26 protein-coding genes are annotated in these 26189 nt (G+C 60.3%); 5 read left to right on the top strand and 21 right to left on the bottom strand.

Annotation, left to right across the window (positions count from 1 at the left end):
* Window positions 1-85 precede the first annotated feature (85 nt).
* The 16 genes from rnc to AC07O2_RS08985 form a co-directional block, all read right to left on the bottom strand.
* On the bottom strand, window positions 86-787 hold the full coding sequence (gene rnc, locus AC07O2_RS09060; RefSeq protein WP_495075399.1) for a ribonuclease III: 702 nt from the start codon (window positions 785-787) through the stop codon (window positions 86-88).
* A gap of 1 nt (window position 788) precedes the next feature.
* Complete coding sequence (locus AC07O2_RS09055; RefSeq protein ID WP_495075398.1) at window positions 789-1145, bottom strand: DUF4845 domain-containing protein; 357 nt, start codon at window positions 1143-1145, stop codon at window positions 789-791.
* 24 nt (window positions 1146-1169) lie between these two features.
* Window positions 1170-2135 carry a signal peptidase I gene (lepB, locus tag AC07O2_RS09050; RefSeq protein ID WP_495075397.1) on the bottom strand — a complete coding sequence of 322 codons (966 nt, stop codon included), beginning with the start codon at window positions 2133-2135 and terminating at the stop codon, window positions 1170-1172.
* A complete protein-coding gene (gene lepA / locus AC07O2_RS09045; RefSeq protein ID WP_495075396.1) occupies window positions 2135-3943 on the bottom strand; it encodes a translation elongation factor 4 in 1809 nt (602 codons plus the stop codon). Before lepA ends, lepB begins: the two co-directional genes overlap by 1 nt.
* Before the next feature lie 506 nt (window positions 3944-4449).
* Window positions 4450-5919: a DegQ family serine endoprotease gene (locus tag AC07O2_RS09040; protein WP_495075395.1), complete on the bottom strand. Its 1470-nt coding sequence runs from the start codon at window positions 5917-5919 to the stop codon at window positions 4450-4452.
* A gap of 54 nt (window positions 5920-5973) precedes the next feature.
* Window positions 5974-7008: a MucB/RseB C-terminal domain-containing protein gene (locus AC07O2_RS09035; RefSeq protein WP_495075394.1), complete on the bottom strand. Its 1035-nt coding sequence runs from the start codon at window positions 7006-7008 to the stop codon at window positions 5974-5976.
* A 25-nt stretch (window positions 7009-7033) separates the two neighbouring features.
* Window positions 7034-7702 carry a sigma-E factor negative regulatory protein gene (locus tag AC07O2_RS09030; RefSeq protein ID WP_495075393.1) on the bottom strand — a complete coding sequence of 223 codons (669 nt, stop codon included), beginning with the start codon at window positions 7700-7702 and terminating at the stop codon, window positions 7034-7036.
* 42 nt (window positions 7703-7744) lie between these two features.
* Window positions 7745-8389 carry an RNA polymerase sigma factor RpoE gene (rpoE, locus tag AC07O2_RS09025; RefSeq protein WP_495075392.1) on the bottom strand — a complete coding sequence of 215 codons (645 nt, stop codon included), beginning with the start codon at window positions 8387-8389 and terminating at the stop codon, window positions 7745-7747.
* Window positions 8390-8889: 500 nt separating this feature from the next.
* Window positions 8890-10134: a beta-ketoacyl-ACP synthase II gene (gene fabF, locus AC07O2_RS09020; RefSeq protein ID WP_495075391.1), complete on the bottom strand. Its 1245-nt coding sequence runs from the start codon at window positions 10132-10134 to the stop codon at window positions 8890-8892.
* Window positions 10135-10268: 134 nt separating this feature from the next.
* Window positions 10269-10508 carry an acyl carrier protein gene (acpP, locus tag AC07O2_RS09015; RefSeq protein ID WP_490592454.1) on the bottom strand — a complete coding sequence of 80 codons (240 nt, stop codon included), beginning with the start codon at window positions 10506-10508 and terminating at the stop codon, window positions 10269-10271.
* A 117-nt stretch (window positions 10509-10625) separates the two neighbouring features.
* Complete coding sequence (fabG, locus tag AC07O2_RS09010) at window positions 10626-11372, bottom strand: 3-oxoacyl-ACP reductase FabG (protein ID WP_495075390.1); 747 nt, start codon at window positions 11370-11372, stop codon at window positions 10626-10628.
* Entirely contained in the window at window positions 11369-12343 is a 975-nt protein-coding gene (fabD, locus tag AC07O2_RS09005; RefSeq protein ID WP_495075389.1) for an ACP S-malonyltransferase, read from the bottom strand. The genes fabG and fabD overlap by 4 nt, the downstream gene beginning before the upstream one ends.
* Window positions 12344-12394: 51 nt before the next feature.
* The gene (locus AC07O2_RS09000; protein ID WP_495075388.1) at window positions 12395-13375 is read right to left on the bottom strand and encodes a beta-ketoacyl-ACP synthase III; all 981 of its coding nucleotides are present in this window, start codon (window positions 13373-13375) and stop codon (window positions 12395-12397) included.
* Window positions 13372-14424: a phosphate acyltransferase PlsX gene (plsX, locus tag AC07O2_RS08995; RefSeq protein WP_495075387.1), complete on the bottom strand. Its 1053-nt coding sequence runs from the start codon at window positions 14422-14424 to the stop codon at window positions 13372-13374. The genes AC07O2_RS09000 and plsX overlap by 4 nt, the downstream gene beginning before the upstream one ends.
* Window positions 14425-14531: 107 nt before the next feature.
* Window positions 14532-14714, bottom strand: coding sequence for a 50S ribosomal protein L32 (gene rpmF / locus AC07O2_RS08990; RefSeq protein ID WP_005794249.1), 183 nt, complete (start codon window positions 14712-14714; stop codon window positions 14532-14534).
* 221 nt (window positions 14715-14935) lie between these two features.
* The gene (locus AC07O2_RS08985) at window positions 14936-15484 is read right to left on the bottom strand and encodes a YceD family protein (RefSeq protein WP_495075386.1); all 549 of its coding nucleotides are present in this window, start codon (window positions 15482-15484) and stop codon (window positions 14936-14938) included.
* Window positions 15485-15510: 26 nt separating this feature from the next.
* On the opposite strand from AC07O2_RS08985, the gene AC07O2_RS08980 reads away from it, so the two are divergent.
* A complete protein-coding gene (locus AC07O2_RS08980) occupies window positions 15511-16116 on the top strand; it encodes a Maf family nucleotide pyrophosphatase (RefSeq protein WP_495075385.1) in 606 nt (201 codons plus the stop codon).
* Window positions 16113-16874 (top strand): SAM-dependent methyltransferase, encoded by a 762-nt coding sequence (locus tag AC07O2_RS08975; protein ID WP_495075384.1) that lies wholly within the window; start codon window positions 16113-16115, stop codon window positions 16872-16874. The genes AC07O2_RS08980 and AC07O2_RS08975 overlap by 4 nt, the downstream gene beginning before the upstream one ends.
* Window positions 16875-16880: 6 nt before the next feature.
* Here AC07O2_RS08975 and AC07O2_RS08970 read toward each other — a convergent pair whose 3' ends face one another.
* The 5 genes from AC07O2_RS08970 to ppc all read right to left on the bottom strand — a co-directional run bounded on the left by AC07O2_RS08970 (window position 16881) and on the right by ppc (window position 23299).
* Window positions 16881-17873 (bottom strand): S49 family peptidase, encoded by a 993-nt coding sequence (locus AC07O2_RS08970; protein ID WP_495075383.1) that lies wholly within the window; start codon window positions 17871-17873, stop codon window positions 16881-16883.
* 2 nt (window positions 17874-17875) lie between these two features.
* Complete coding sequence (locus AC07O2_RS08965; protein WP_495075382.1) at window positions 17876-18238, bottom strand: Rieske (2Fe-2S) protein; 363 nt, start codon at window positions 18236-18238, stop codon at window positions 17876-17878.
* A gap of 19 nt (window positions 18239-18257) precedes the next feature.
* Window positions 18258-18917 carry an HAD family hydrolase gene (locus AC07O2_RS08960; RefSeq protein WP_495075381.1) on the bottom strand — a complete coding sequence of 220 codons (660 nt, stop codon included), beginning with the start codon at window positions 18915-18917 and terminating at the stop codon, window positions 18258-18260.
* The gene (locus AC07O2_RS08955) at window positions 18907-20343 is read right to left on the bottom strand and encodes a mannose-1-phosphate guanylyltransferase/mannose-6-phosphate isomerase (protein WP_495075380.1); all 1437 of its coding nucleotides are present in this window, start codon (window positions 20341-20343) and stop codon (window positions 18907-18909) included. The genes AC07O2_RS08960 and AC07O2_RS08955 overlap by 11 nt, the downstream gene beginning before the upstream one ends.
* A 91-nt stretch (window positions 20344-20434) precedes the next feature.
* Window positions 20435-23299 (bottom strand): phosphoenolpyruvate carboxylase, encoded by a 2865-nt coding sequence (gene ppc, locus AC07O2_RS08950; protein ID WP_495075379.1) that lies wholly within the window; start codon window positions 23297-23299, stop codon window positions 20435-20437.
* A gap of 123 nt (window positions 23300-23422) precedes the next feature.
* Here ppc and hemC point away from each other — a divergent pair, with 123 nt between their 5' ends.
* Genes hemC through AC07O2_RS08935 form a run of 3 tightly spaced genes read left to right on the top strand, consistent with a single transcriptional unit; the run spans window position 23423 to window position 26189 of the window.
* Window positions 23423-24346, top strand: a complete 924-nt coding sequence (gene hemC, locus AC07O2_RS08945) for a hydroxymethylbilane synthase (RefSeq protein WP_495075378.1) — start codon at window positions 23423-23425, stop codon at window positions 24344-24346.
* Window positions 24343-25149 (top strand): uroporphyrinogen-III synthase, encoded by an 807-nt coding sequence (locus AC07O2_RS08940; protein WP_495075377.1) that lies wholly within the window; start codon window positions 24343-24345, stop codon window positions 25147-25149. The genes hemC and AC07O2_RS08940 overlap by 4 nt, the downstream gene beginning before the upstream one ends.
* Complete coding sequence (locus AC07O2_RS08935; RefSeq protein WP_495075376.1) at window positions 25146-26189, top strand: uroporphyrinogen-III C-methyltransferase; 1044 nt, start codon at window positions 25146-25148, stop codon at window positions 26187-26189. The genes AC07O2_RS08940 and AC07O2_RS08935 overlap by 4 nt, the downstream gene beginning before the upstream one ends.

The following is a 26189-nucleotide window of genomic DNA, read 5'->3' as shown; positions in this document are numbered from 1 at the left end:
CCTTCCAGGGACGCCATGGCATCGTCTGGTGCATTTGTGGGCTCGGTGGAGGAATCTGGGGTATTGGGGGGGGTAGAGCTTGCTGTCATTTGGAGGCTTTCACGGCGACGGCTTTGGATTCAAGTTTGACCAGCATGGCAGCGGCCGCCGCCTGTTCGCCAGCACGGCGCGAGCCGCCGATGCCGCGCTCGGCCAGGCCAAGCTCAACAATTTCACATTCCACATCAAAGGTCTGCCGGTGGGCCGCCCCCAAGGTGCTGACCACGCGGTAAGCGGGTAACTTCATTTTGCGGCCTTGCAGCCACTCCTGCAACTCGGTCTTGGGGTCCTTGCCGATCGCCTGCATCTGCGGGTTGATTTCCACCGTCTTGAACAGGCGGTGCACCAAGGCCTCGGCAGCGCCGTAGCCGGCATCGAGGAACACCGCGCCAATCACCGCTTCCAGCGCATCGGCCAGAATGGACGGGCGTTTTTGCCCACCCGAGCGGGCCTCGCCCTCGCCCAGGCGCAGCACGCCTGGCAGGTCCAGCACCACCGCCAGCTGGTACAGCGTGTCCTGCTTGACCATATTGGCGCGCACGCGGGACAAATCGCCTTCGGGCAAGGAACTCAAACGGGTGTAGAGCAGGCCGGCAACGGCCAGATTCAATACCGAGTCGCCCAGGAATTCCAGGCGTTCGTTGTGGTCTGCCGAAAAGCTGCGGTGCGTGGTGGCACGGACCAGCAGTTTTTCATCAGAAAACACATGTTGCAGACGTTGCTGCAACGCAAGAAGACCATCGTTCACGCTATTTGCTGGAGCCAGAGTACTTGATCAATAGATATGCCGGACCAAAGAGTTCGATCTCTTTGTTGTAGGCCACCGAGACGACAACCTTGTCGCCGTTTTTGCTGATTTCCAAGTCCTTGGCCGTAACCGAGGAGATCAAATCAATGCTGGCGGCCTTGTCAAAAATAACGCGCACTTCCGACACGGTATTGCCCTCTTTGGCCTTGTTCAGGGCCTTCAGGATGGTCTGGTATTCGATCACGGTCGGCACCACCTTGGCGCCTACGATGAATACCGAAATCACCAGTGCCATCATGAGAACTAGCCCGATGAAGGACAGGCCACGTTGCTTGGATTTGAATGCAGATGTGTTCATACGGTAACTTTGCATCGATTACGGTTAGTGGAACGAGCCAATGCGCTTGGGACTACTGAAATTCATCCATACGAAGAAGGCCTTGCCGACGATATTCTTGTCCGGCACAAAGCCCCAATAGCGGGAATCTGCCGAGTTGTCGCGGTTGTCGCCCATCATGAAATACTGGCCTTCGGGGACTTTGCACACCACGCCTTCGACACTGTATTTGCAGTTTTCCTTGAAGGGGAAATCATCCGTACCCTGTACAAAAGCAGGTCGGCTGTCGTCATTCAGCAAACGGTGGGGCCGATCACCCAGGTTTTCTTCGAATTGCTTGAAGTAGCGCATCTGGTCTTCGTCAAAGAAGTCTGCGGTGGGTTTGGTCGCAATTTCCTTGCCGTTGATAGTCAGGCGCTTATTGATATAGGCCACCTCATCACCGGGCACGCCCACCACACGCTTGATGTAATCCATGCTGGGCTTGGGTGGGTAACGGAACACCATGACATCGCCACGCTGGGGTGGCGTGCCGGCTGTGATCTTGGTGTTCAGTACCGGCAAGCGAATGCCGTAGTGGAATTTGTTCACCAGAATCAGGTCGCCCACCAACAGCGTCGGAATCATGGAGCCAGACGGGATCTTGAAGGGTTCGAACAAGAAGGAACGCAGCAAAAAGACAGCAATGATCACCGGGAACAAGCCGGCGGTCCAGTCCAGCCACCAGGGTTGCATCAACAGACGGGCCTTGGCATCAGGCACCACCTGGTCTACCTGGGTGATGCCCATCTTGTTCAATTCAGCCAATCGCTGGGTGGAAGCCTCTTCCAGGCGCACCACGGCCAACTTGCGTTGCGGTAGAAAATAAAACCGTTCGGCCAACCAGTACAAACCGGTGACCAAGGTCGCCAAAAACAAGAGCAACGCAAAGTTGCCTTCCACCACGCCCATATACCAGGCGCCGCAGTAGCCCACAAAGGCCGCCAAAATTACCGAAGTCAGAGCTTGCATCAATCTTCCACCTGCAGAATTGCCAGAAAAGCCTCTTGCGGGACTTCTACCGAGCCGATTTGCTTCATACGTTTTTTACCGGCCTTTTGTTTTTCGAGGAGTTTCTTCTTGCGCGAAATATCGCCGCCGTAACACTTGGCGATCACGTTCTTGCGCAGCGCTTTGATTGTCTCACGCGCAATAATGCCGGAACCAATAGCAGCCTGGATCGCCACGTCGAACTGCTGGCGGGAAATGATCTCGCGCATTTTGGCCACCACCGCGCGGCCACGGTACTGCGACTGGCTGCGGTGCACGATGATCGACAAGGCATCGACCTTTTCGCTGTTCAGCAAAATGTCCACCTTCACCACATCCGCAGCGCGGTACTCCTTGAACTCGTAGTCCATAGAGGCGTAGCCGCGGCTCACTGATTTGAGCTTGTCAAAGAAATCGAGCACGATCTCGGCCAGCGGCATCTCATAAGTTAACACGACCTGGCGGCCCTTGTAGGCCATGTTCATTTGCACGCCGCGCTTCTGGTTCGCCAGCGTCATCACCACACCCACGTACTCTTGCGGCATGTACAGGTGCACGGTCACGATGGGTTCGCGGATTTCCTCCATGCGGCTGGAGTCGGGCATCTTAGATGGGTTCTCCACCATGGTGACGGTGCCGTCAGAACGCGCCACCTGGTACACCACGCTAGGTGCGGTAGTGATCAGATCTTGGTCGAACTCGCGCTCCAGGCGCTCTTGCACAATTTCCATGTGCAGCAGGCCGAGGAAACCGCAGCGGAAACCAAAGCCCAAGGCCTGCGACACCTCGGGCTCGTAGTGCAGTGATGCATCGTTGAGCTTGAGCTTTTCCAGCGCGTCGCGCAGTGAGTCGTACTCACTGGCCTCGGTCGGATACAGACCGGCAAACACCTGGGGCTGGATTTCCTTGAAACCCGGCAAGGCCTCGGCCGCTGGGCCGGCGTTGTTCGGCAGCTTCTTCTCCAAGGTTACCGTGTCGCCCACCTTCGCAGCTTGCAGCTCCTTGATGCCGGCAATGATGAATCCCACCTCGCCCGCCTCAAGGGACTGACGCACTTCGGTGGCCGGCGTGAACACGCCCAGGTTATCGGCGTTATAGACCGCGCCCGAAGCCATCATGCGGATGCGCTCGCCCTTGCCCAAACGGCCATCAACCACGCGCACCAGCATCACCACGCCCACATAGGAATCGAACCAGCTGTCGATGATCATGGCGCGCAAGGGTGCGTCCGGGTTGCCCTTGGGTGCTGGCACCCGGGCCACGATAGCCTCCAGAATCTCATCAATACCCAAACCCGTTTTCGCCGAGCAAGGGATGGCGTCGGTCGCATCGATACCGATCACGTCTTCAATTTCAGCCCGTGCATTGTCGGGGTCTGCATTCGGCAAATCGATCTTGTTCAGCACCGGCATGACCTCCACGCCGAGGTCGAGCGCGGTGTAGCAATTGGCCACGGTTTGTGCTTCCACGCCCTGGCTGGCATCGACCACCAGCAACGCGCCTTCACACGCAGACAGCGAGCGACTCACTTCGTACGAGAAGTCCACATGGCCGGGCGTGTCGATCAGATTCAGGTTGTAAATCTGACCATCCTTGGCCTTGTAGTGCAGCGCTGCCGTCTGTGCCTTGATAGTTATCCCACGCTCTTTTTCGATGTCCATCGAATCGAGCACCTGGGCCTCCATTTCGCGTTCAGCCAGTCCGCCGCAGCGTTGAATCAGACGGTCTGCCAACGTTGATTTACCGTGGTCAATATGCGCGATGATGGAAAAATTTCTGATGTGGTTCATCAACGGGAAGCTTTAAGTGATTGAATTAAAAGGCGCAGAAATGAAAAAAGGGCGCGTCGATGACGAACGCGCCCTGAACCAACAATCTTTGGCAACTGCGATAGCTGGAGCTTCATTGTAGGTAAAAAGGCGAATCAGCACAGCCCACACACCAGCACCATGCAAGCGTTGCAAGGTCACAACAGACAACTTATTCACAGCTTATCAACAGGGTCGGTGGATAGTTTTCTGGACAACTTGTGGGCGATCTGTGGATCGCCTGCGTTCCACAAGGCTTCGTCCCGCATCGTGGTTTTCACCATTTTTGATATGTCCAAAACCCATAGAGCGAGTCGCTGATTCTATCCAAAATCGTTGTTAGCACTTTTTGAAGTTAGTAATTACAAACATCCAAAGAACCCGAAAGGCACACAAGAATTTTTTGTGACAGCCCATTTACAGGTTTTCAGCGACAAAAAAAGCCCCAATCCCTAGTTGGGAAGGGGGCCTTTTAGGGGTTTACAAGCTTATTTACCAGGACGTATCAGTGCGTACTGCGCCCACTCACCACGCCGGAACAACAGATTTACGGGCTTGGATTTGTCCATTTTGGTCACTGCAGCCTCAAAGTCCTTGACCGTATTAACCTCGACATTTGCGATTGCCACAATCACATCTCCCTCACGCACCCCGGCCCTGGCTGCACCATCAGTGGCGCTATCTACTTTGACGCCGCCTTTGAGCTTCAGCTCCTTCTTCTGTGCGTCACTCAATTCACTCACGGCCAGGCCGAGCAATTGGCCAGCCGAAGATGCCTTGGGCTTTTCCTCCTTGGCGGTGGGTTTTTTAGCGGGTTTATCGTCTTCGATCTCAGCAATCACCACGGACAAGTCCTTGTACGCGCCCCGCCGAAATACTGTCAGGCTGCTCTTTGTGCCGGGCTTGGTATTACCCACCAGACGCGGCAGGTCAGAAGACTTGTCAATCGCCTTACCGTCGAACTTGGTAATGATGTCGCCCGCCTCCACGCCGGCCTTTTCCGCCGGAGCGCCCGCCTCCACACCCCGCACAAACGCACCTTGCGCTTTACCCAGTCCAACCGACTCAGCGACATCCTTGGAAACCTGTTCAATCTGCACACCGATACGGCCACGCGAGACTCGCCCGGAAGCCCGCAGCTGATCGCCCACGCGGGCCGCTTCATCGATCGGTATTGCGAACGAAATGCCCATAAAACCGCCAGAGCGCGAGTAGATCTGGCTGTTGATACCTACCACCTCACCACGCATATTGATCAACGGCCCACCCGAATTGCCAGGGTTGATAGCCACGTCGGTCTGGATGAAAGACAGGTAATCGCCGGTATCGCGTTGCTTGGCACTGACAATGCCGGCGGTCACGGTGTTTTCCAGACCGAATGGCGAGCCGATCGCCATGACCCATTCGCCAACCTTGAGGCGGTTCACATCTCCGACCTTCACCGCAGGCAAGCCCGATGCATCGATCTTGACCAAAGCCACATCGCTGCGCTTGTCATAACCGATGATCTTGGCCTTGAACTCCCGTTTGTCGGTCAGAGTAACCATCACCTCATCGGCGCCCTCAACCACATGGGCATTGGTCATGATGAAACCATCCGAACTGAGAATGAAGCCGGAGCCCACTCCGCGCGGCGTTTCTTCATCCGGATCTTGCTGCGGCTTTTGCTGGCGCGGAGTCTGACGTGGCGTGTTCGGAATCGGCACACCAAAGCGCCGGAAAAACTCCTGCATCTCCTCGTCCATACTGTTGTTTGCCGTGGCACGGGAGGACACCTTTTCCAAGGTACGAATATTCACTACAGAGGGCCCAACCTGCTCCACCAGATCGGTGAAATCGGGCAAGGTACGGGTCTGGGCCAACACCGGGGTGGTGGGCAGCAGAGCAACGGTGGATGCCACTGCCACGGTCCACGTCAGGGCAAGCAAACGTACTTTTTTCAAACTGAGCGGCAACATCGTCATGCTTTCTTTCAAAATTCAAAGGGCCAGCCGATAGGACCGGCACTACTGCTACTTCTTGCGTTCCAGCCCTTGGGCAAAAGCCTTCAAGGTTTGCAAAGGCACCTCGCCCACAACGGTCAACCACCACGCGCCTATGCGACGCGTCAGAGACTGGGTGGCCCCCATGGCCAACACACCCTCCTTGACGTGGCGTTGTGCATCAAATGGCTCCACGAACAGGGACACCGATGCCAATCCGTCCGAAAAGACCCATTGCAAAGTACTTTCAGCAGCACTGGCCGGTGCGCCCGCCACGGAGCGGCGGAAGCAGCTCATGGATTTAAAGCCCGGCACCGTATTTTTCAAGACCCAACCCTCTGACAAGGCTGTGGTTTTGAGCATGGAACTGGTCTCCACACGGTAGCCTGCTGTATTGGCCATCATCTGGCCCAGCTTTTCCATCTTTACTGGTGCATCCAGCTGCAACTCGGAGAACGCAGCCTGCTCCAGCACCTTGCCGTCCGCGTCCAGTGTCTGCAGCTTGACGACCAGGCCTGTCTTCTTCTCGCTCCAGATCCGGTAACCATAGCGCAGCGTGTCTTTAGGACTCAGCAACACCATATCGGCATCAAAACCGGCCACACGCTCGCTGCCATCCTGCTTGGCGCCGTAAAACTCCGCTATCGCAGAATCGCCGGTTTGCAGCAGATGCGGAAATAGTCCCAAGGACTCGCGCTTTTCCGCGTAAGCAAGTTTGCTCTCGGGTAACAGCGTCAACACCTGGTCATTGCGGCGAAAGGTGGTGCGCGGAGGCCCGGTCAAGGATTCCACGCGTTCCATTTGCTGCTCGCCATCGCACACATGCCAGATGCGTGCACTGGACAGGCTGCCCGTGCCAGAGGACACCACGAATGTCCCCGCATAGGCGCGCTTGCGTGACGCCTCGTGCATACGCATCAGCCATTCGTTGACCGTGCGCTCACTGCCGGCCGTCTCTGCCGGCGCCGCCGCTACGTTGGGAGTCTGCCCGCCGCCCGCCCACGACAGGCCGCCCAAGGCACAGGCCGCCGCCAACACTACTTTCCTGCAGATCCTCACTTGCATGTCCCTGGTTTCCCGTCAACAGCCCTTAACGGGCCGGACTTTCAAAGGTCGCATTGCGTAAAAAACCGGCCGGCATCTGCAACGCCGAGGTTCCGCCAAATTGCTTGTGTTCAGCCATCAACTCGTCCAGACGGGCATCGCGCAGCATGACCTGGGGAGCGCCATCCGCCAAGGTCACAGCTTGCTGCACCTGGGTAGAGGTCTGGCTCTGGGCATCCGCCTGCGCCAACTGGGGTCCCGCGGGCGCAGCACCAGAACCACTGAGCACACCCCAACTGACCGCCACAACCGCCACCACGGATGCCAGGCCGGCCACCAGCTTCCAGCCAAAGAAACGCTCGTTGCTGGCCTCTTTGGGAGTTGTAGCCTCAGCATATAAATGGGCCTCTGCGCCCGCTTTATATGCGTCGATAGCTATCAAATTCGCAGCACTCACAGTGGACGTCAGTGCAGGCTCCAGGGCCAGACGACTTTGGAACCGGGCCAGAAACGCCTGGTCATCGGAACAGAACGCCAAGTCGCCCGAGCGCAGCACATCGCCCACCACATGGTAGGCATGCCAGGTTGCTTGCGCATTTGCGTCTTGCTCCACCCGTTCGACAGCCTGCGCAAAAGCCGCGCCGCGCAGCTGACCATCGGCCAGTGCCGACAGTGCGTCCTGGGGATTGTTCGCGTGTTCCGTGCCCATTTGCATCACCTTGTTTCCTGTTAGCGCATCTTCAAAATCGTGCTTCACTTACCAACGCTTGCCGGACTGGTTTTCCAGCAAGGGTTTGACCCGTGCCGAAATCGCCTCACGGGCCCGGAATATGCGCGAACGCACCGTGCCTATCGGGCACTGCATCATTTCGGCAATGTCCTCATAGCTCATGCCTTCAATCTCGCGCAAAGTCACGGCTTGCCGCAAATCCGCCGGCAAGGCATCCATGGCCTCGTTCACCGCCGAGGAAATCTGCTTGGCGGCCAGCACCGTATCCGGGGTGTCTGGACTGGTTGGTTCGTTTTCCCGGTAGTAAGTTTCATCGTCGTTGTCAGAAGGACGCATGGCCGCTTCGGACACCGTGGGATCGCGCTTGAAGTCCATCAAGGTCTTCTTGGCGGTATTGATAGCAATGCGGTACAGCCAGGTATAGAACTGCGCATCGCCGCGGAATTTGGGCAGCGCACGGTAGGCGCGGATGAATGTTTCCTGGGCAATGTCTTCCACCAAGTCCACATCCCGCACCATCCGGCCTATCAGGCGCTGGATGCGACGCTGGTATTTCATGACCAACAGGCCATAAGCCTTCTGGTCGCCCGCTACAGTGCGCTCCACCAGCATCAGGTCGCTATCGGTAGCCGTGGGGGGTGTCGTCAAAATAGGCGGTGGAAGTGAAGTCATGGTTCAGACCCGAACACAGCCGACACATCGGCTTTTGGTCTGGCGGGCGAATATACAGCACGGCGCAGGCCATGCCAGCGTTCTGGATGCTGGGCATGTGCCACCCAACACCACAAAGATCGACCCGACTGGGGGCGCAGCTGCAACAGCAAATGCCGCTGCAAGTCCAATCTACAAGCCACCGCGACAGCCATTGGCTCACCGGTAGCGGCCCAGAACCACTGCTGCCCATCCCAGCGAAGGACTCCTAGCGGCATCTGGCGCCAGCCCCGCACAGCCGCCGCCCCGACGCCGAGAACAGCCGCCAAAGCAAGATACTGCCGCCAGCCCACAGCATCTGCCTGCCAGCACCAGCCCAATACCGTGGCCAAGCCCAACAGCCACAAACTGAGTGTTAACCAGCCCTGGATAGCAGAACGCCCCACCGGATAGCTCACCGATGGGGCGTTGTGCATGAAGCAGCGGAAGTCAGATCGGCTATCGCGTCAGGATTGACGGGCTTAGACGCGCTTGAAAACCAAGCTGCCGTTGGTGCCGCCAAACCCGAAATTATTCTTCACCGCCACGTCAATCTGCATATCGCGTGCAGTGTTGGCGCAGTAGTCCAGATCACACTCTGGATCCTGGTTGAAAATATTGATGGTCGGCGGGCTCTTCTGGTTGTGCAAGGCCAGCACGGTAAACACGCTTTCAATACCGCCAGCGCCACCGAGCAAGTGTCCGGTCATGGACTTGGTGGAATTCACCACCAACTTCTTGGCATGCTCACCAAAGGCCAGCTTGATGGCATTGGTTTCGTTCGCATCGCCCAAGGGCGTAGAGGTGCCATGGGCATTCAAATAGTGCACCTGGTCCACATTCACACCCGCGTTCTTCAAAGCCATCTGCATGGAGCGGCGTGGACCGTCCACGTTCGGAGCGGTCATATGGAACCCATCGCCACTCATGCCGAAGCCGACGATTTCGGCGTAGATCTTGGCGCCGCGGGCCTTGGCGTACTCGTACTCTTCGAGCACCATCACGCCGGCACCCTCACCCAGCACAAAGCCATCACGGTCTTTGTCCCAGGGACGGGAAGCGGTGGCGGGGTCATCGTTGCGCGTACTCAGGGCACGCGCTGCGGCAAAGCCACCCAGGCCCAAAGGCGATATAGCTGCTTCAGAGCCGCCTGCAACCATCACGTCGCAATCACCGTACTCAATCATCCGCGCTGACTGCCCTATGGCATGCAGACCGGTGGTACAGGCCGTTGCAACAGCGATATTGGGGCCTTTGAAACCAAATTTGATAGAAACATGGCCCGAAATCATGTTGACGATAGAAGCCGGAATGAAAAACGGCGAGATGCGGCGAGCACCTCGGTTGGTCAATTCGGTATGCGTCTGCTCAATCATGGGCAGACCGCCAATGCCTGAGCCGATATTGCAGCCTATGCGGGCCGCCTGCTCTTCCGTCAACGCGTCACCCGTGCTCAACCCCGCGTCGGCCACGGCTTCCATAGCCGCAGCAATGCCGAGATGGATAAAGCGGTCCATATGGCGCGCTTCCTTCTCGGGAATCAGGCTAGTAATATCAAAACCCTTGACCTCTCCGGCAAATTTGCAGGAGAAGGGGCTGGCATCAAATGCGCGGATCATGTCGATGCCTGACTGGCCGGCCAGCAAGGCTGACCACGAATCAGCCACCGTGTTACCCACGGGACTTATGCACCCTAAACCTGTGACAACGACGCGACGACGGGACATAAATTAAAGAGGTCTGGTTAACAGCAAAAGAGTTGCACAGTGCGCTATCGCGAACTGGGCAGACAGCGAGAAACGGGGGTGTACACCGCGCATTCCCGGTCTGTGTGCAACACACGGGCCATGTGCAGCCTGATTTAGGCTTTTTGGTGGCTGGTTGCGTAGTCGATCGCGTTTTGCACCGTGGTGATTTTTTCCGCGTCTTCGTCCGGGATCTCGATGCCGAACTCGTCTTCCAGTGCCATCACCAGTTCCACGGTGTCCAGGGAGTCCGCGCCCAGGTCAGCCACAAAAGACTTTTCGCTGGTCACTTGTGCTTCTTCAACGCCAAGTTGTTCGGCAATAATTTTTTTAACGCGTGCTTCGATATCGCTCATAGTTCCCTCTGAGTGTTGTAAAAGAATCCGTGATTTTAGCCGGGCTGCTGAAGATCCCCTGCCCGGGCTACCGTACGGATAGAACGGTTGGATTTGGTCGTATGCGGCAGAGGCCGCTTACATGTACATGCCGCCGTTGACGTGCAGCTCCTGCCCCGTCACATAGCTGGCCTGCGGCGATGCCAGATAGGCCACAGCGTGCGCTACGTCCGCAGGCGCACCCAGATGGCCCAGCGGAATCTGGCCCAGCAGGGCGGCTTGTTGTTCGGGCGGCAGGCTGGCGGTCATATCGGTCTGGATGAAACCGGGCGCCACGCAATTCACGGTGATGCCACGCGAGCCCAGCTCACGGGCCAGGGCACGGGTCATGCCGGCCACACCTGCCTTGGCGGCCGCGTAGTTGGCCTGGCCAGGGTTGCCCGAAGCACCCACCACCGAGGTGATACTGATGATGCGTCCGTAGCGCTGTTTCATCATGGTCCGCATCACGGCGCGGCTCAAGCGAAATACAGCCTTGAGATTGGTGTCCAGCACCGCATCCCAGTCGTCATCTTTCATGCGCATCGCCAGGGTGTCGCGGGTGATACCAGCATTGTTCACCAATACCTGCAAACCGCCATGCTCCTTGGCAATGGCATCCACCACGGCAGCCACTTCATCCGCGTCGTTGACGTCCAGCTTCTTGCCGGCGCTGCCGGGAAAGGCTGCCAACGCCTGGCCGATGGCAGCAGCACCGGCTTCGCTGGTGGCTGTACCAATGACCTTCAGGCCGCGTTGGGCCAACTCCAGGGCGATGGACGCGCCAATACCGCGCGTAGCGCCGGTCACCAGGGCCACCTGGCCCGCAAATTCCACAGCGCTCATGCAGCAGCTCCCAAAACAGTGGATTGGACCTCGGCCAGGCTGGCCGGGTCGAACAGGGGCAGACCCGTCAGGCTGCCATCGATACGTTTGACCATGCCGGCCAGCACCTTGCCCGGCCCGCACTCCACCAGGGTGGAGACGCCGCGCGCCTTGATGGCGGCGACGCACTCGACCCAGCGCACCGGACCAAAGGCCTGGCGCACCAGGGCGTCGCGAATACGGTCTGCATCGGTTTCAACCGACACATCAATATTGTTGACCACCGGAATCTGGGGCGCAGCAAACGCCGTGGTCGCCAGCTTCTCACGCAGCCTGTCGGCGGCAGGCCGCATCAGGCTGGAATGGAACGGCGCCGACACCGGCAAAGGCAGAGCGCGCTTGGCACCATTGGCCTTGAGCATTTCACAGGCTTTTTCAACCGCAGCCTTGCTACCCGCGATCACGGTCTGACCGGGATCATTGAAGTTCACAGCCTCCACCACTTCGGCAGCAAATTCCGAGCCCAAAGCACGTGTAGCGCTTGTAGCTTCTGCGCAGCCAGCTATTACTTTCGCAGCATCCATACCCAAAATTGCCGCCATGGCCCCCATGCCCACGGGCACGGCATCCTGCATGGCCTGGGCACGAAAACGCACCAGAGGTGCAGCCTGGGCCAAGGTCAGCACACCAGAGGCAACCAAGGCGGAATATTCACCCAGGGAATGGCCGGCCACCACGGATGGTGCAGCACCGGTCTCGGCCATCCATACCCGGTAGGCGGCCACGCCAGCCACCAGCATGACGGGTTGGGTATTGGTGGTCAGGGCCAGCGCTTCTTTCGGGCCTTGCTGGATCAGCTGGGCGATGTCTTCACCCAAAGCATCGGATGCTTCTTGCAGGGTTTGCACCACTACGGGGTGGACACCCCAGGCGTCCAGCATGCCCACGGACTGGGAGCCCTGGCCCGGAAATACAAATGCAAAATTGTTCATAGAGTTACCTATCAAAACTGCCTGTAGTGCAAATAGCACCAGCGCAAGCAGCTATAGATTTAAGAGCACCGCACCCCAGGTGAAACCGCCACCCACGCCTTCCAGCATGAGGGTGTCACCCTTTTTGATCTTGCCGCCGCGCACGCCGTCATCCAAAGCCAACGGAATCGACGCAGCCGAGGTATTGCCATGCTGGTCCACGGTGACGATCACCTTGTCCATGGACAGCTTCAGGCGCTTGGCGGTGCCTTGCATGATGCGGATATTCGCCTGGTGCGGAATCAGCCAATCGATATCAGCTTCGGTCTTGCCGGCCTTGGCCAGGGTGGCACGTGCGGCTTCCTCCAGAACACCCACGGCCAGCTTGAACACAGCAGGGCCATCCATCTTGAGCATGGCATGGCCGGCCACTACGCCACCAGACACCTGGCCGGGCACGCACAAAATACCCACATGCTTGCCATCGGCGTGCAGATCACTAGCCAGGATGCCCGGCGTTTCAGAGGCCTCCAGCACCACGGCCCCCGCGCCGTCGCCAAACAGCACGCAGGTCGTGCGGTCCGAGAAATCCAGAATACGGGAGAACACCTCGGCGCCCACTACCAGGGCCTTGCGGGCTGTGCCGGTTCGGATCATGGCGTCGGCCACGGTCAGCGCATAAACAAATCCGCTGCACACCGCCTGCACGTCAAATGCCGGGCAGCCGGCAATACCCAATTTGTTTTGCAGAATGCAGGCAGCCGATGGGAAGACCATGTCGGGCGTGGAGGTAGCCACAACGATCAGATCGATATCCTTAGCCTCCAGGCCAGCGGCTTCGAGTGCCCGACGGGCTGCATGCAGGGCGAGATCACTGGTAGAGACATCGGCATCCGCAAAGTGGCGCGCCCGGATGCCGGTGCGTTCCACAATCCAATCGTCTGAAGTTTCTACGCCTTGGCTTGCCAACTCGGTGACGAGGTCGGCATTGGTCAAACGGCGGGGGGGCAGGTAGCTACCGGTGCCGGTAATACGGGAATAGGTTCTCGTCATGCGCTCATGGGTGCGGCGGCTTCCAGCACAGGCGCTACAGCCACCACCAAAAGCGGTGCTGCGTGCGCGATACGTGCCTGGACCCGGTCCAACAGGTTGTTTCGGGCTGCATCATACGCCCGGTTCAAGGCCTGTTCGAAAGCAAACGCATCCGCCGAACCATGGCTCTTGAACACCAATCCACGCAAGCCCAGCAAGGCCGCACCGTTGTAGCGCCGGTGATCCATACGTTTTTTAAGCGCCGATAGAACCGGATTCGCCAAAATTGCCGTGAATTTAGTAAAGATACCGCGGGAGAACTCGGCACGCAAAAAACCGACAATCATTGCAGCCAGACCCTCGCTGGTTTTCAGCGCCACATTGCCGACAAAGCCGTCGCAGACCACGATATCGGTGGTACCCACAAAGATATCGTTACCTTCCACGTTGCCGTAGAAGTTCAGATCACCCGAACTGGCAGCCGCGCGCAGCAGTTCACCGGTCCGCTTAATGGTTTCATTGCCCTTGATGGCTTCTTCACCAATGTTCAGCAGACCTACCGACGGGTTGGGATTGTCACTGAGGACCGAGACCAGGGCCGAGCCCATGACAGCAAACTGCAGCAGATGCTCGGCCTGGCAGTCCACGTTGGCGCCCAGGTCCAGCACCGTGGTGGCGCCGCCCTTGGCATTGGGGATTTGCCCGGCAATCGCCGGACGGTCAATGCCGTCCAGAGTCTTCAACAGGTAGCGTGCAATCGCCATCAGCGCGCCGGTATTGCCCGCAGACACGGCAGCCTGGGCATCACCCTGCTTAACCTGGGCAATCGCCACCCGCATGGACGAGTCTTTTTTCTTACGCAGCGCGATTTCGATGGGATCGTCCATGCCCACCACCTCACTGGCCGCCACCAGGCTTGCCCGCGGATGGCTGAAACCCGCCAGCCGGTCGGGTAGACCGACCAACAACAGCTTGGCTTCGGGATGTTTATCCAGAAATTGGCGACACGCAGGCAATGTCACGCCTGGTCCGTGGTCGCCACCCATGCAATCAACAGCCAGAGTGATCATGCCGAACCCGTGCCGCCTGCAGCGGTGAAATCAAAAGAGACAAACATCAAGACAAAGGCCCGAAGCTACGGGTTACGTAGCGCCGGGCCTTGTATTTAAAGCGCAGATCAGGCTTCGGATTTGTTCTTCAGCACCTGGCGACCACGGTAGAAACCATTGGGGCTGATGTGGTGACGCAGATGGGTTTCACCAGTGGTGGGTTCCACAGCGATACCAGGCACGTTCAGTGCATTGTGCGAACGGTGCATACCGCGCTTGGAAGGGGACTTTTTGTTTTGTTGGACGGCCATGGTCGGCTCCTGGTAAATGCGTTTAAATCTAAACGCTTAAATAAGATTACAAACACGAAAACGGAAGGAGGCGCGAAACAGTCAAAACCGAGACACCCTCGGCCGTCCATAAAGATGGATCAAAATGGCCCATACGAGACCCATCCGAACCACCAAAGCACATAGGCTTTTTCGCGCGAAGCCTTAGATTATAGCCCAAGCCAGCATATAGACACCAGCGATCAATCGGAGCCGCCCTTGCGCAACTGGGCCAAGGCGGCAAACGGCTTGGGCTTTTCAGCCAGCGCGGCCTCAAATTCTGGGTCCACCACCTCCAGCTTCACCGCCACCGGACACACCTCGTGGCGCGGCACCAGGGGGATCTCCATCAGCAGCTCGTCCTCGATCAGATTGGCCAGATCGAACTCCTGGTCCAGCGCCAGCACGTCTTCTTCGGACTCGTCATCCAGAGCTGCGGCGGTTTCCTCGTCGGCCACGAAACGAAACGAGCGGTCCACCGCCAATGGCACTTCCACCGGCGTCAGGCAGCGCTGGCAGGTCAGGGGCAGACAGGTGTCGGCTTGCACATGCAGCCAGATTTCAGGCGCCTCACCGGGTACCGGGCGGGCTTCGCCCTGTATGCTCCAGTTCACCATTAAATCAGACTCTAGCGCAGATACTTCCTGCGCAAGACGCTCGTATTTTTGTAGCGAATCCTGGGCTGTGCGCGATCCCGCAGCTTGCGCAAACGCGCGTACATCAAAGGGAGTGGCGGGGTTCTCGGTTTTCATGGTGTGCAGTGTAAGAGAATCCCGCCATGCATTCTTCTTCACCCTCCTCCTCCTCGCGCAGCTTGGTGCTGGGCTCGACCTCGCGCTATCGGCAGGAGCTGCTGCAGCGCCTGCGCATTCCCTTTGAGGTATCGGCACCCGATGTCGATGAAACCCCCCGCCCGGGCGAAGCCCCGCGCGACTTGGCGCTGCGCCTGTCACTGGACAAGGCGCGGGCCGTGGCCGCGCGCTTTCCGCAGGCAGTGGTCATAGGCTCCGACCAGGTCGCCGACCTTGACGGCCAGCCCCTGGGCAAACCGGGCAACCATATGCGGGCCGTGGCGCAATTGCGACAAATGCGCGGCCAGACCGTGGTGTTCCAGACCGCCGTGTCGGTGGTTTGCCTGGAAACCGGCTTTGAGCAAACCGCCCTCGCTCCGGTGCGAGTGCAGTTCCGCCTGCTGGACGATGCAGAAATCGAAGCCTACCTTCTGGCCGAACAGCCCTACGACTGCGCCGGCAGCGCCAAAAGCGAGGGCCTGGGCATCAGTTTGCTGGACGCCATCGACAGCGACGATCCGACCGCGCTGATTGGCTTGCCGCTGATCCGCACCTGCCGCTTGCTGCGCGCAGCCGGAGTTCGCCTGCTATGACGCCAGGCAAGCTCTATCTGGTGCCAGCGCCGCTGGACTTTGGCTGCAAAACGCAAACGCCGCTGGACGAGGTCATGCCCGCCGGCACGTTGCGTGTGGCCGCAGGCCTGCAGCACTGGGTCTGCGAAAACGCCAAGACCACCCGTGCCTATTTGAAACGAGTGGATGCAATCTACCCTCTGGCCCAGCCCATCCAGGCGCTGCAGATCCAAGAATTGCCGCGCGAAGTCCATAAGAAAGGCGACCACCAGGCCGGTTTTGATGCCAAGCCCTTGCTGGCTGCGGCATCGCAAGGATTTGACATCGGACTGGTCAGCGAAGCAGGCATGCCCGCGGTGGCCGACCCGGGTTCGTCTGTGGTCCGCGCCGCCCACGAGCTCGGCATGGAGGTAGTACCGCTGGTAGGGCCGGTATCGCTGCTGCTGGCCCTGGCTGCCAGCGGCTTGAACGGACAGAACTTTGCATTTGTCGGCTATGTGCCCCAGGCAGAGCCGGAGCGTAGCCAGCGGATACGTGAGTTGGAGGCTTTGGCGCTGAAAACCGGGCAAACCCAGATTTTCATAGAAACACCGTATCGCAACACGCAATTGCTGCAAGGGTTGCTACAAACTTTGCAGCACAACACGCGACTAGCGGTCAGCAGCGGCCTGACCCTGGAACAGGGCCGCACGCTGAGCGATACGGTCAAAGGCTGGCGCCAAAAAAACACGGCGGGCTTGGTACCAGACCAGCCCGCCGTATTTGCCATCGGACGCTGAAGCCGTTCAGCGCAGAGCTGGCAGGCCCTTTAAGGCTCTCACTGAGCCCTCGCCCACGGCGGCGCCAAAACGCTTGGCCAAGCGCTCGGCCACGTTGTCGCGGCGGGTGTAGTCCACCAGCTCTTCGGCCTTGACCACTTCGCGCGCCACATAGTCCAGGTTGCCGAGGTGGTCGGCCAGCCCCATTTCCACCGCCTGCTGGCCGGTCCAGAACAGGCCACTGAAGGTTTCGGGAGTTTCTTTCAGGCGGTTGCCACGGCCGGCTTTCACCGCGCCAATGAACTGGGCGTGGATCTGGTCCAGCATGCCCTGGGCAAATGCGCGCTGCTTTTCGGTTTGCGGGCTGAACGGGTCCATGAAGCCCTTGTTTTCACCGGCGGTCATCAAGCGGCGCTCCACACCCAGCTTGTCCATCAGGCCGGTGAAGCCGAAACCATCCATCAGCACGCCAATGCTGCCGACGATGCTGGCCTTGTCCACATAAATATCATCGGCAGCCACGGCGATGTAATAAGCGGCCGAGGCACAGGTTTCTTCCACCACGGCGTACACCGGCTTCTTGTACTTTTCTTTCAGGCGGCGGATTTCATCGTTGATGATGCCTGCCTGCACTGGGCTACCGCCGGGCGAATTGATCAATAGCACCACGGCCTGCGCGCCTTCGTCTTCAAAGGCGCTGCGCATGGCGGCCACCACGAACTCGGCACTGGCATCGGCCCCGGCGGCAATCTCACCCTTGATCTCTACCACCGCGGTGTGAGCGGTGGTCTTATCCGGGGTAGGCGCAGCACGGTCCAAGCCAATCCACACCATAGCAATCAGAAACACCAGCCAGGCCAGACGCACGAAATTGCGCCAACGGCGGGCGGTTTTTTGCTCGGCCAGGGAAGCAAATGCCAGCTTCTCCAGGGTGGCGCGCTCCCATCCAGACGCGTCCGCAGAGCGTTCACGCGGCGTGGGCGGTGTATCGGGTCCACCAGGGAGATTCGGGTCGGTCATATTCAAAATTCAACAGTTTGTAATTGGGGGGCAGTATGCCAGTGCACCTTGCCATCGGCTTCCGAAAGGGCAATCTTCACCAGACCACCTCGACACGGACCGCCCATGCAGTCACCTGTGGCAGGCTGGTAAGCCGCGCCATGGGTGGCACACAGCAACCACCGGCCGGAGTCGTCGAAGATCCGGTTGGGCTGATAATCCAGCTCCATGGGCACGTGGGTACAGCGGTTCAGATAGGCATGGACTTCGCCCTCAAAACGCACGGCAAAAGCACGGCAAGCTTGCCCCAGGTAAACAACATCAAAAGGTACGGCATCGCCGCCCCCGACCAAGTCGGTGCTATCGCACAAGAGAATGGCTTGCATGGAAATCCGCCCGTGGAAATCAGCCGTTGGCGCGCAACCAGTCGTGCAGCTCGGCCACGGAATGGGCAATGACCAAGGGGCTGAGGGCTGAAAACCCGTCCACCGCATGGGCGCCATAGCTGACGGCCACACTGGCGCAGCCAGCATTCAGCGCCAGCTGCAAATCGTGCGTGGTGTCACCGATCATCAGCGTGCGCTCCGGCGCCACACCAAACTCGCGCATCAGCTCATGCAGCATGCGGGGATGCGGCTTGCCCTGGGTTTCATCGGCGGTACGTGAACCATCGAACATACCCACCAGCTCCACCGATTGCAAAGCCTCGTCCAGCCCCCGGCGCGATTTGCCGGTGGCCACGGCCAGGGTGTGCTGGCGCGCCTTGAGCTCGGTCAGCATAGGCAACACACCGGCAAACAGCGTGATGTCGTGCTGGTGCTGCAGGTAGTGGTGGCGGTAGCGCGCACCCAGCTCGGCGTGCTTGGAAGCCGGTACATCGGGCGCAGCATGGGCCAGGGCGGGCATCAAGGCCATGCCGATCACATAGGCGGCAGCGGTATCACTGGGCACGGTGCCGCCCACATCCCTCACCGCTTCCTGGATGCTGCGCGTGATGATGGCGGTGGAATCGAACAGTGTTCCATCCCAGTCAAACGCTATCAAATCAAAGCGTCTAACGGCCATACATGTCTTCGAAGCGCACGATGTCGTCCTCGCCCAGATAGCTGCCGGACTGCACTTCGATCATTTCCAGCTCGACCCGGCCCGGGTTTTCCAGGCGGTGGGTGGTGCCCAACGGGATGTAGGTGGATTCGTTTTCGGTCACCAGGAAGCTGTCTTCGCCGCGCGTGACTTTGGCGGTCCCGGACACCACGATCCAATGCTCGGCGCGGTGGTGGTGCATCTGCAACGACAAGATGCCGCCCGGCTTGACCACGATACGCTTGACCTGGAAACGCTTGCCCATGTCCACGCTGTCGTACCAACCCCAGGGGCGGTAGACCTTGCGGTGCAGCTGGCCTTCGGAGCGGCCTGTTTTCTTCAGGCTCTCAACAATCTTCTTCACGTCCTGGGTTTTGTCCTTGTGGGCCACCAAAATGGCGTCGGCGGTTTCCACCACCACTACGTTCTCAATGCCCACGCAGGCAATCAGCCGGCCTTCGGACAGGGCCAGGGTATTGCGGCAATCCTGCAGCAGCACATCGCCCTGGGCCACATTGCCCTGGTCGTCCTTGGGCAGAACCTGCCACAAGGCATCCCATGCGCCCACATCCGACCAGCCGGCAGCCAGCGGGATCACCACACCTGGGGGCAAGCCGGCCTGGCCCGAAGCAATGCGCTCCATCACCGCGTAGTCGATGGAGTCGCTGGGGCAGGCACTGAACAAGTCCTTGCCCACGCGCACAAATTCGCCGTCGGTCTTGCCCGCATCCCAGGCACTCTGGCAGGCGGCCAGAATGTCAACGCGGCAAACCGCCATGGCCGCCAGCCAGACGGATGCCTTGACCATGAACAAACCGCTGTTCCAGGAATAGGTACCGGCATCCAGATAACTCTGCGCAGTGGCCAGATCGGGCTTCTCTACGAAGCGCGAAATCACCGCAGCGCCGCCAGCACCAAAAGGCGCACCGGCCTGGATATAGCCATAGCCGGTTTCAGGGCTGTCCGGCGTGATGCCGAAGGTGACGATGGCGCCATCGGCCGCCAGCGCCGCACCTTGGCGCACCACAGCCTGAAAAGCGGGCTTGTTCACAATCACATGGTCGGCCGGCATGACCAACAGCACTGGATCGGCACCGTCGCGCTGGGCAGCCAGGGCCGCCAGTGTCAGCGCGGGTGCAGTGTTGCGCCCGGTGGGTTCGAGCACGATGCTGCCGGGCTGGCCCATCAGGCGCAGCTGCTCGGCGATCACGAAACGGTATTCCTCGTTACACACCACCATGGGCGCAGCAAGCGTGCCGGTGCCCAGGCCTTCAACACGGCGGACCGTGGCCTGCAGCAGCGAATCCTCCCCTACCAGCGACAGCAACTGCTTGGGATATTTTTCACGGGACAGCGGCCACAGACGCGTACCTGAGCCACCGGACAGAACGACGGGTTGGATCAACATTTAAAAACTCCCTGGAAATAAACAAACCATGGCGCCGCAATGGCGCCTTGATTTGATTATTGCAGAGCAACCTGCATGCCACCGAGGCCGTTTAGCCCGTATTGCGTAAGGCGGCGGCAATCCCGTTGATGGAAATATGGATACCGGTTTGCACCCGCTCGTCACCCTGGCCCGCGCGATAACGGCGCACCAGCTCGACCTGCAAATGGTGCAGCGGATCGATGTAGGGGAAGCGGTGGCGTATCGAGCGCTGCAGGGCTGCATTGCCCGACAGGCGTTGCTTTTCACCGGTGATCTGTGCCAGCGCACCGGCCGTGCGGTGCCATTCGGACTCGATGCTGGCGAAGATGCGCTTGCGCATGCGCGCATCGCTGACCATCTCTGCATAGCGCGAAGCCAGGGCCAGGTCGCTCTTGGCCAGAACCATGTCCATATTGCTCAGCAGCGTACGGAAGAAAGGCCATTGGCGGTACATTTTTTGTAGCACGCCCAGCGCATCCTTCTTGCCTGCCGCGCCGTTTTCATTCAAAAACGCTTCCACGGCAGAACCAAAACCGTACCAGCCCGGCAGCGTCAGGCGGCATTGGCCCCAGCTGAAGCCCCAGGGAATCGCCCGCAAATCCTCGATCTTCTGGCTGGCCTTGCGCGAGGCCGGGCGAGAGCCAATATTGAGCTCGGCGATCTCGCGGATCGGAGTTGAATCAAAAAAGTAAGAGGTGAAACCAGGGGTTTCATAGACCAGATTGCGGTAGGCCGCCATGCTGGTTTCAGACAACTTGGCGGCTGCCTTCAGAAAGGCCGGAGTGGCCGACTTGGTAGGCTGCAGCAGGGTCGCTTCCAAAGTGGCGGCCACCAGGGTTTCCAGATTACGCCGACCGATTTCGGGGTTTGCGTATTTGGAGCCTATGACTTCGCCCTGCTCGGTCAGGCGGATCTGGCCGCGCACCGTACCGGGTGGCTGGGCCAAGATGGCCTGGTAGCTCGGACCACCGCCACGCCCCACCGTGCCACCACGGCCGTGGAACATGCGCAGAGTAATGTTGTGGCTATTGGCCAATTGGTCGAACAGCTCCACCAGGGCGATCTCGGCGCGGTACAGCTCCCAATTGCTGGTGAAGATGCCTCCGTCCTTGTTACTGTCCGAGTAGCCCAGCATGATGTCCTGCTCGGCACCGCTGCGCTGCACCAACTCGGCCACACCGGGCAAGGCATAGAACTCGCGCATGATGGGCGCGGCATTGCGCAGGTCTTCAATGGTCTCGAACAGCGGCACGACGATCAGGTCCACCGTGGCCTTGGCATCCAGCGTGCCGTGCATCAAGCCAACTTCCTTTTGCAGCAACAGCACTTCCAGCAGGTCGCTGACCGTTTCGGTGTGGCTGATGATGTAGTGGCGTATGGCCTGCACGCCAAAGCGGGCGCGGCTGGCGCGGGCCATTTCGAAAATCGCGATTTCCTTGCAGGCATGCTCGGAGTACTGGGCTCCGACCACACGCAGTGGCCGCGCGTCGTTCAACAGACCCAGCAACAGCGTGCGCTTGGCCGACTCGTCCAGGGCCGAATAACCCGACTCGATACGCGCCACCGACAGCAGCTCGGCCACCACTTCCTCGTGCTTGTCGGAGCTCTGGCGCAAGTCCACGGTAGCCAGATGGAAGCCAAACACCTCCACCGCACGGATCAGCGGGTGCAGGCGCTGCGCCGCCAAGGGTGCGCCATGGTTGGCCAGCAAAGAGGCTTCGATGGTGCGCAGGTCGGCCAAAAAGTCTTCGGCCAACAGATAAGCGTTTTGCGGTGCCACGGCGTGGCGGGCCGCCTCGCCGCCAGTCAAGTCCTTCAAGGTGGCCGCTAAACGGGCATACATGCCGGTCAGGGCCAGGCGGTAGGGCTCGTCCTGGCGATGCACATTGGTGTCGGGCGAACTTTTGGCCAGGGCCCGCAGCTCGGGCGACATGGTGACCAGGCTGCCGGACTGGGACAGCTCGCCGCCCAGGTAATGCACCTCGGTCAGGTAATGGCGCAGTGCGACCTCGGACTGGCGGCGCAGCGCGTAGTCCAGGGTTTGTGCGCTGACATTGGGGTTGCCATCGCGGTCGCCACCAATCCATTGGCCCATGCGCAGAAAGCTGTGCACCGGGTGGCTACCCAGGGCCGCTTCCAGCTCGGCATACAGCTTGGGAATTTCGCGCAAAAAGGTGGACTCGTAGTAGCTGAGGGCGTTTTCCACCTCGTCGGCCACGGTCAGCTTGGACATGCGCAGCAAGCGGGTCTGCCACAGCTGCGTGACACGGGCACGCAGCTGGACTTCATTCAGGGCCAGCTCGCGTGGCGCCAGGGCATCCTTGGCATTGGCGACCATGCGTTCGCGGGTTTCATCGCGCACCGTCAGCAACTTGGCAATGTCGCGCTCGGCATCCAGAATGCTTTTGCGCTGGACTTCGGTGGGGTGGGCGGTCAGCACCGGGGCCACATAGCTGTTGGCCAGGGTTTGCGCTATTGTTTTAGGAGCTATACCTGCCCAGCGCAAGCGCGCCAGAGCCACTTCTATGCTGCCTTCCTGGGTGTCGCCCGCACGCTCGTGCACGGCACGGCGGCGGATATGGTGGCGGTCTTCGGCCAGATTCGCCAGGTGGCTGAAATAGGTGAAGGCGCGGATCACGCTGACCGTCTGGTCGCCAGTCAGGCCTTTGAGCAGCTTCTTCAGGGCCTTGTCGGCCTCGGTATCGGCATCGCGGCGAAAAGCCACCGACAGCTTACGCACCTGCTCGATCAATTCGTAGGCGGCAACGCCTTCCTGCTCGCGGATCACATCGCCCAGAATGCGGCCCAACAGCCGAATATCCTCCACCAAGGGGCGTTCATTGTCTTTGTCCCGGCTGGCCGAACGCGTCACTGGCGTGGGGCTGGGCGGGGTGCGCTTGGCGGCGCTGGCGGGGGAGGAATCTGCCGAGGTCATGCGTGGACTTTCGAGTGGTGCAGTAAAAGAACGAGGGGGATACGCGGGCAGGCCCCATGCTAGCATCGACCTCCCCCGGAAACGACGTCAATCGCCTTCAAAAATTACCAACAGGTTACCGGTTTGAGCCACTCCCCTACTTCCCCCCTGCACATCGTCATCGCTACACGTGAAAGCCGCCTGGCTTTGTGGCAGGCGGAACACGTCAAAGCCCTGCTGGAACAACGCGGCCACCAGGTCAGCCTGCTGGGTATGACCACCCGGGGCGACCAGATCCTGGACCGTTCGCTGAGCAAGGTCGGCGGCAAAGGCCTGTTCGTCAAGGAGCTGGAGATCGCCCTGGAAGAAGGCCGCGCCGACATCGCCGTGCATTCACTCAAAGACGTGCCCATGGAGCTGCCCACCGGCTTCTGCCTGGCTTGCGTGCTGGAACGCGAAGACCCCAGCGACGCCCTGGTATCCCCCCGCTACACCAGCCTGGACGAAGTACCGCAGGGCGGCGTGGTGGGCACTTCCAGCCTGCGCCGCACCGTACTGCTGCGCGCGCTGCGCCCCGATCTGCGGATCGAGCCCCTGCGTGGCAACCTGGACACCCGACTGCGCAAGCTCGACGAAGGCCAGTTCGACGCCATTGTGCTGGCCAGTGCCGGCCTGGTACGCCTGGGCCTGGCCGAACGCATACGCCAACGCTTTGCGCCCGGCACCATGCTTCCCGCCGCCGGCCAAGGCGCCCTGGGCATCGAGATTCGGGCCGACCGCAACGACCTACTGGCCGCCTTGGCGCCGCTGGCCCATATGCCCACCTGGCAGGCCGTAGCGGCAGAGCGCGCCGTCAGCCGCAGCCTGGGTGGCAGCTGCTCCATGCCGCTGGCAGCATTTGCCACCTGGCAGGGCACTGAGCTGCACATTGCCGCCGCCTGGGGCGACGCCGAACGGCCTGCACCGCTGGTTACCAGCGAGTTACAAGCCCCCGTGAGCGATCTGGCCAGTGCCACCGCCCTGGGTGAACAGGTCGCGGCCCAGCTACGCGCCGGCGGCGCACATTGAGGCGGCCTACGGCACCACTGCCCCGCGTCATCGTCACCCGGCCCGCGCAGGACGCGCAGCGCTGGGTGCGCGATCTACAAGCCCACGGCCTGCAGGCCGACGCACTGCCACTGATCGAGATCGCCGCCGCCACCCAGCTGCAGCCGGTACACACGGCCTGGAAAGAGTTGGCCAGCTACCAGGCCGCCATGTTTGTGAGCGCCAATGCAGTGCGCCATTTTTATGCATCCAACAAGACTCTAGCGCAGATAGAACCTGCGCAACAAGCTATTAAAACAAGAGCATGGGCCACGGGCCCGGGAACCGTCAACGCCTTGCGCCAGGCGGGCCTGGCCTCCCAACAGATCGATGCACCGGACGCGTCGGCCAGCCAGTTCGACTCCGAAGCCCTGTGGCAGGTCGTGGCGCCCAGTGTGCATGCGGGCAGCCGGGTGCTGGTCGTGCGCGGCAGCGACCATACCGGGGAAAGTGCGGGCCGCAGCTGGCTCAGCGAGCAATTGGCAGCCGCTGGCGCGCAGGTCGATACCGTGGTGGCCTATGAGCGGCGGGCACCAAACTTCAGCCCCGCACAGATCGCACTGGCACAGCAGGCCTGCGGCGATGGCTCGGTATGGCTGTTCAGCAGCTCCGAGGCCGTAACCCATCTGCAAGCCCTGCTGCCGCCCGCCTGTTTTGGTACGGCGCGCGCACTGGCCACCCACCCCCGTATCGCCCAGGCAGCGCGCCAGGCGGGCTTTGCCACGGTAGAGGAAACTAGTCCAACATTGAATGCCATAGTGGCCTCGATAGAATCGCAGGCATGAATGCCGAGCTGCCCTCAGAACCCATCCCTGTAACCGCCGCTCCCACCGCGCCGGCCCCCGCCAAAGGTTCGCGCGCCCTCGTACTGATCGTGGGTGGCGTAGCCCTCGGGGCCTTGCTGAGCAGCGGCCTGCTATGGCAGAAGCTGGTCAACATCCAGGAACACCTGGCCCGCCAAAGCGCGGATGCTGGCACCCAGTCCCTAGAGGCCCGTACCATTGCCCGCCAGGCCCAGGATCTGGCCCGTGAAACCGCCGCCCACCAGGCTGTCACCGACGCCCGCGTCAGCGAAACCAGTCTGCAGCGCAGCCAGCTGGAAGACCTGATGCAGAGCCTGTCGCGTTCACGCGACGAAAACCTGGTAGTGGACATTGAATCCGCCGTGCGCTTGGCCCAGCAGCAAGCCCAACTGACCGGCAGCACCGAACCCTTGCTAGCCGCCCTGAAAACCGCCGACGACCGCGTCTCGCGTGCCGCCCATCCACGCCTGGCCCCCTTGCAGCGCGCCATCGCCCATGACACGGAACGCATCAAATCCGCCAACACCACCGACACACCCGGCCTGCTGGTGAAGCTGGACGAACTGGTACGCCAGGTAGATGAGCTGCCCGCCATCAACGCCGTCGCCACCAGCAGTCCGGTCAGCAGTACCGCCCAAGCCGCAGATCCTGCCGCTACGCAGTGGTGGCAGCGCTGGCTGAATGTGGTCTACCAGGAAGCCCGCAAGCTGGTGCGCGTCAGCCGAATCGAGCAGCCAGAAGCCGCCCTGCTATCGCCCGAGCAAACCTTTTTCCTGCGCGAGAACCTCAAGCTCAAGCTGCTGAATGCCCGCTTGGGCCTGCTGGCCCGGCAGATGGAGTCGGCCCGCGCCGATCTGGCCGCCGCCAATATGGCACTGAACAAATATTTCGACCCGGCGTCGCGCAAGACCCAGTCCATGGCCGGCCTGCTGCAACAGGTGCAAGCTCAGATGAAAACCGCCGAACTGCCCCAGGTCAATGAAACCTTGGCGGCCCTGGCCACCGCAGCGGCAGGGCACTGA

The sequence above is a fragment of the Rhodoferax sp. GW821-FHT10B06 genome, from assembly GCF_059415605.1.
Note: the sequence above shows the minus strand (reverse complement) of the source record. Positions and strands in the feature narration are given on the sequence as shown.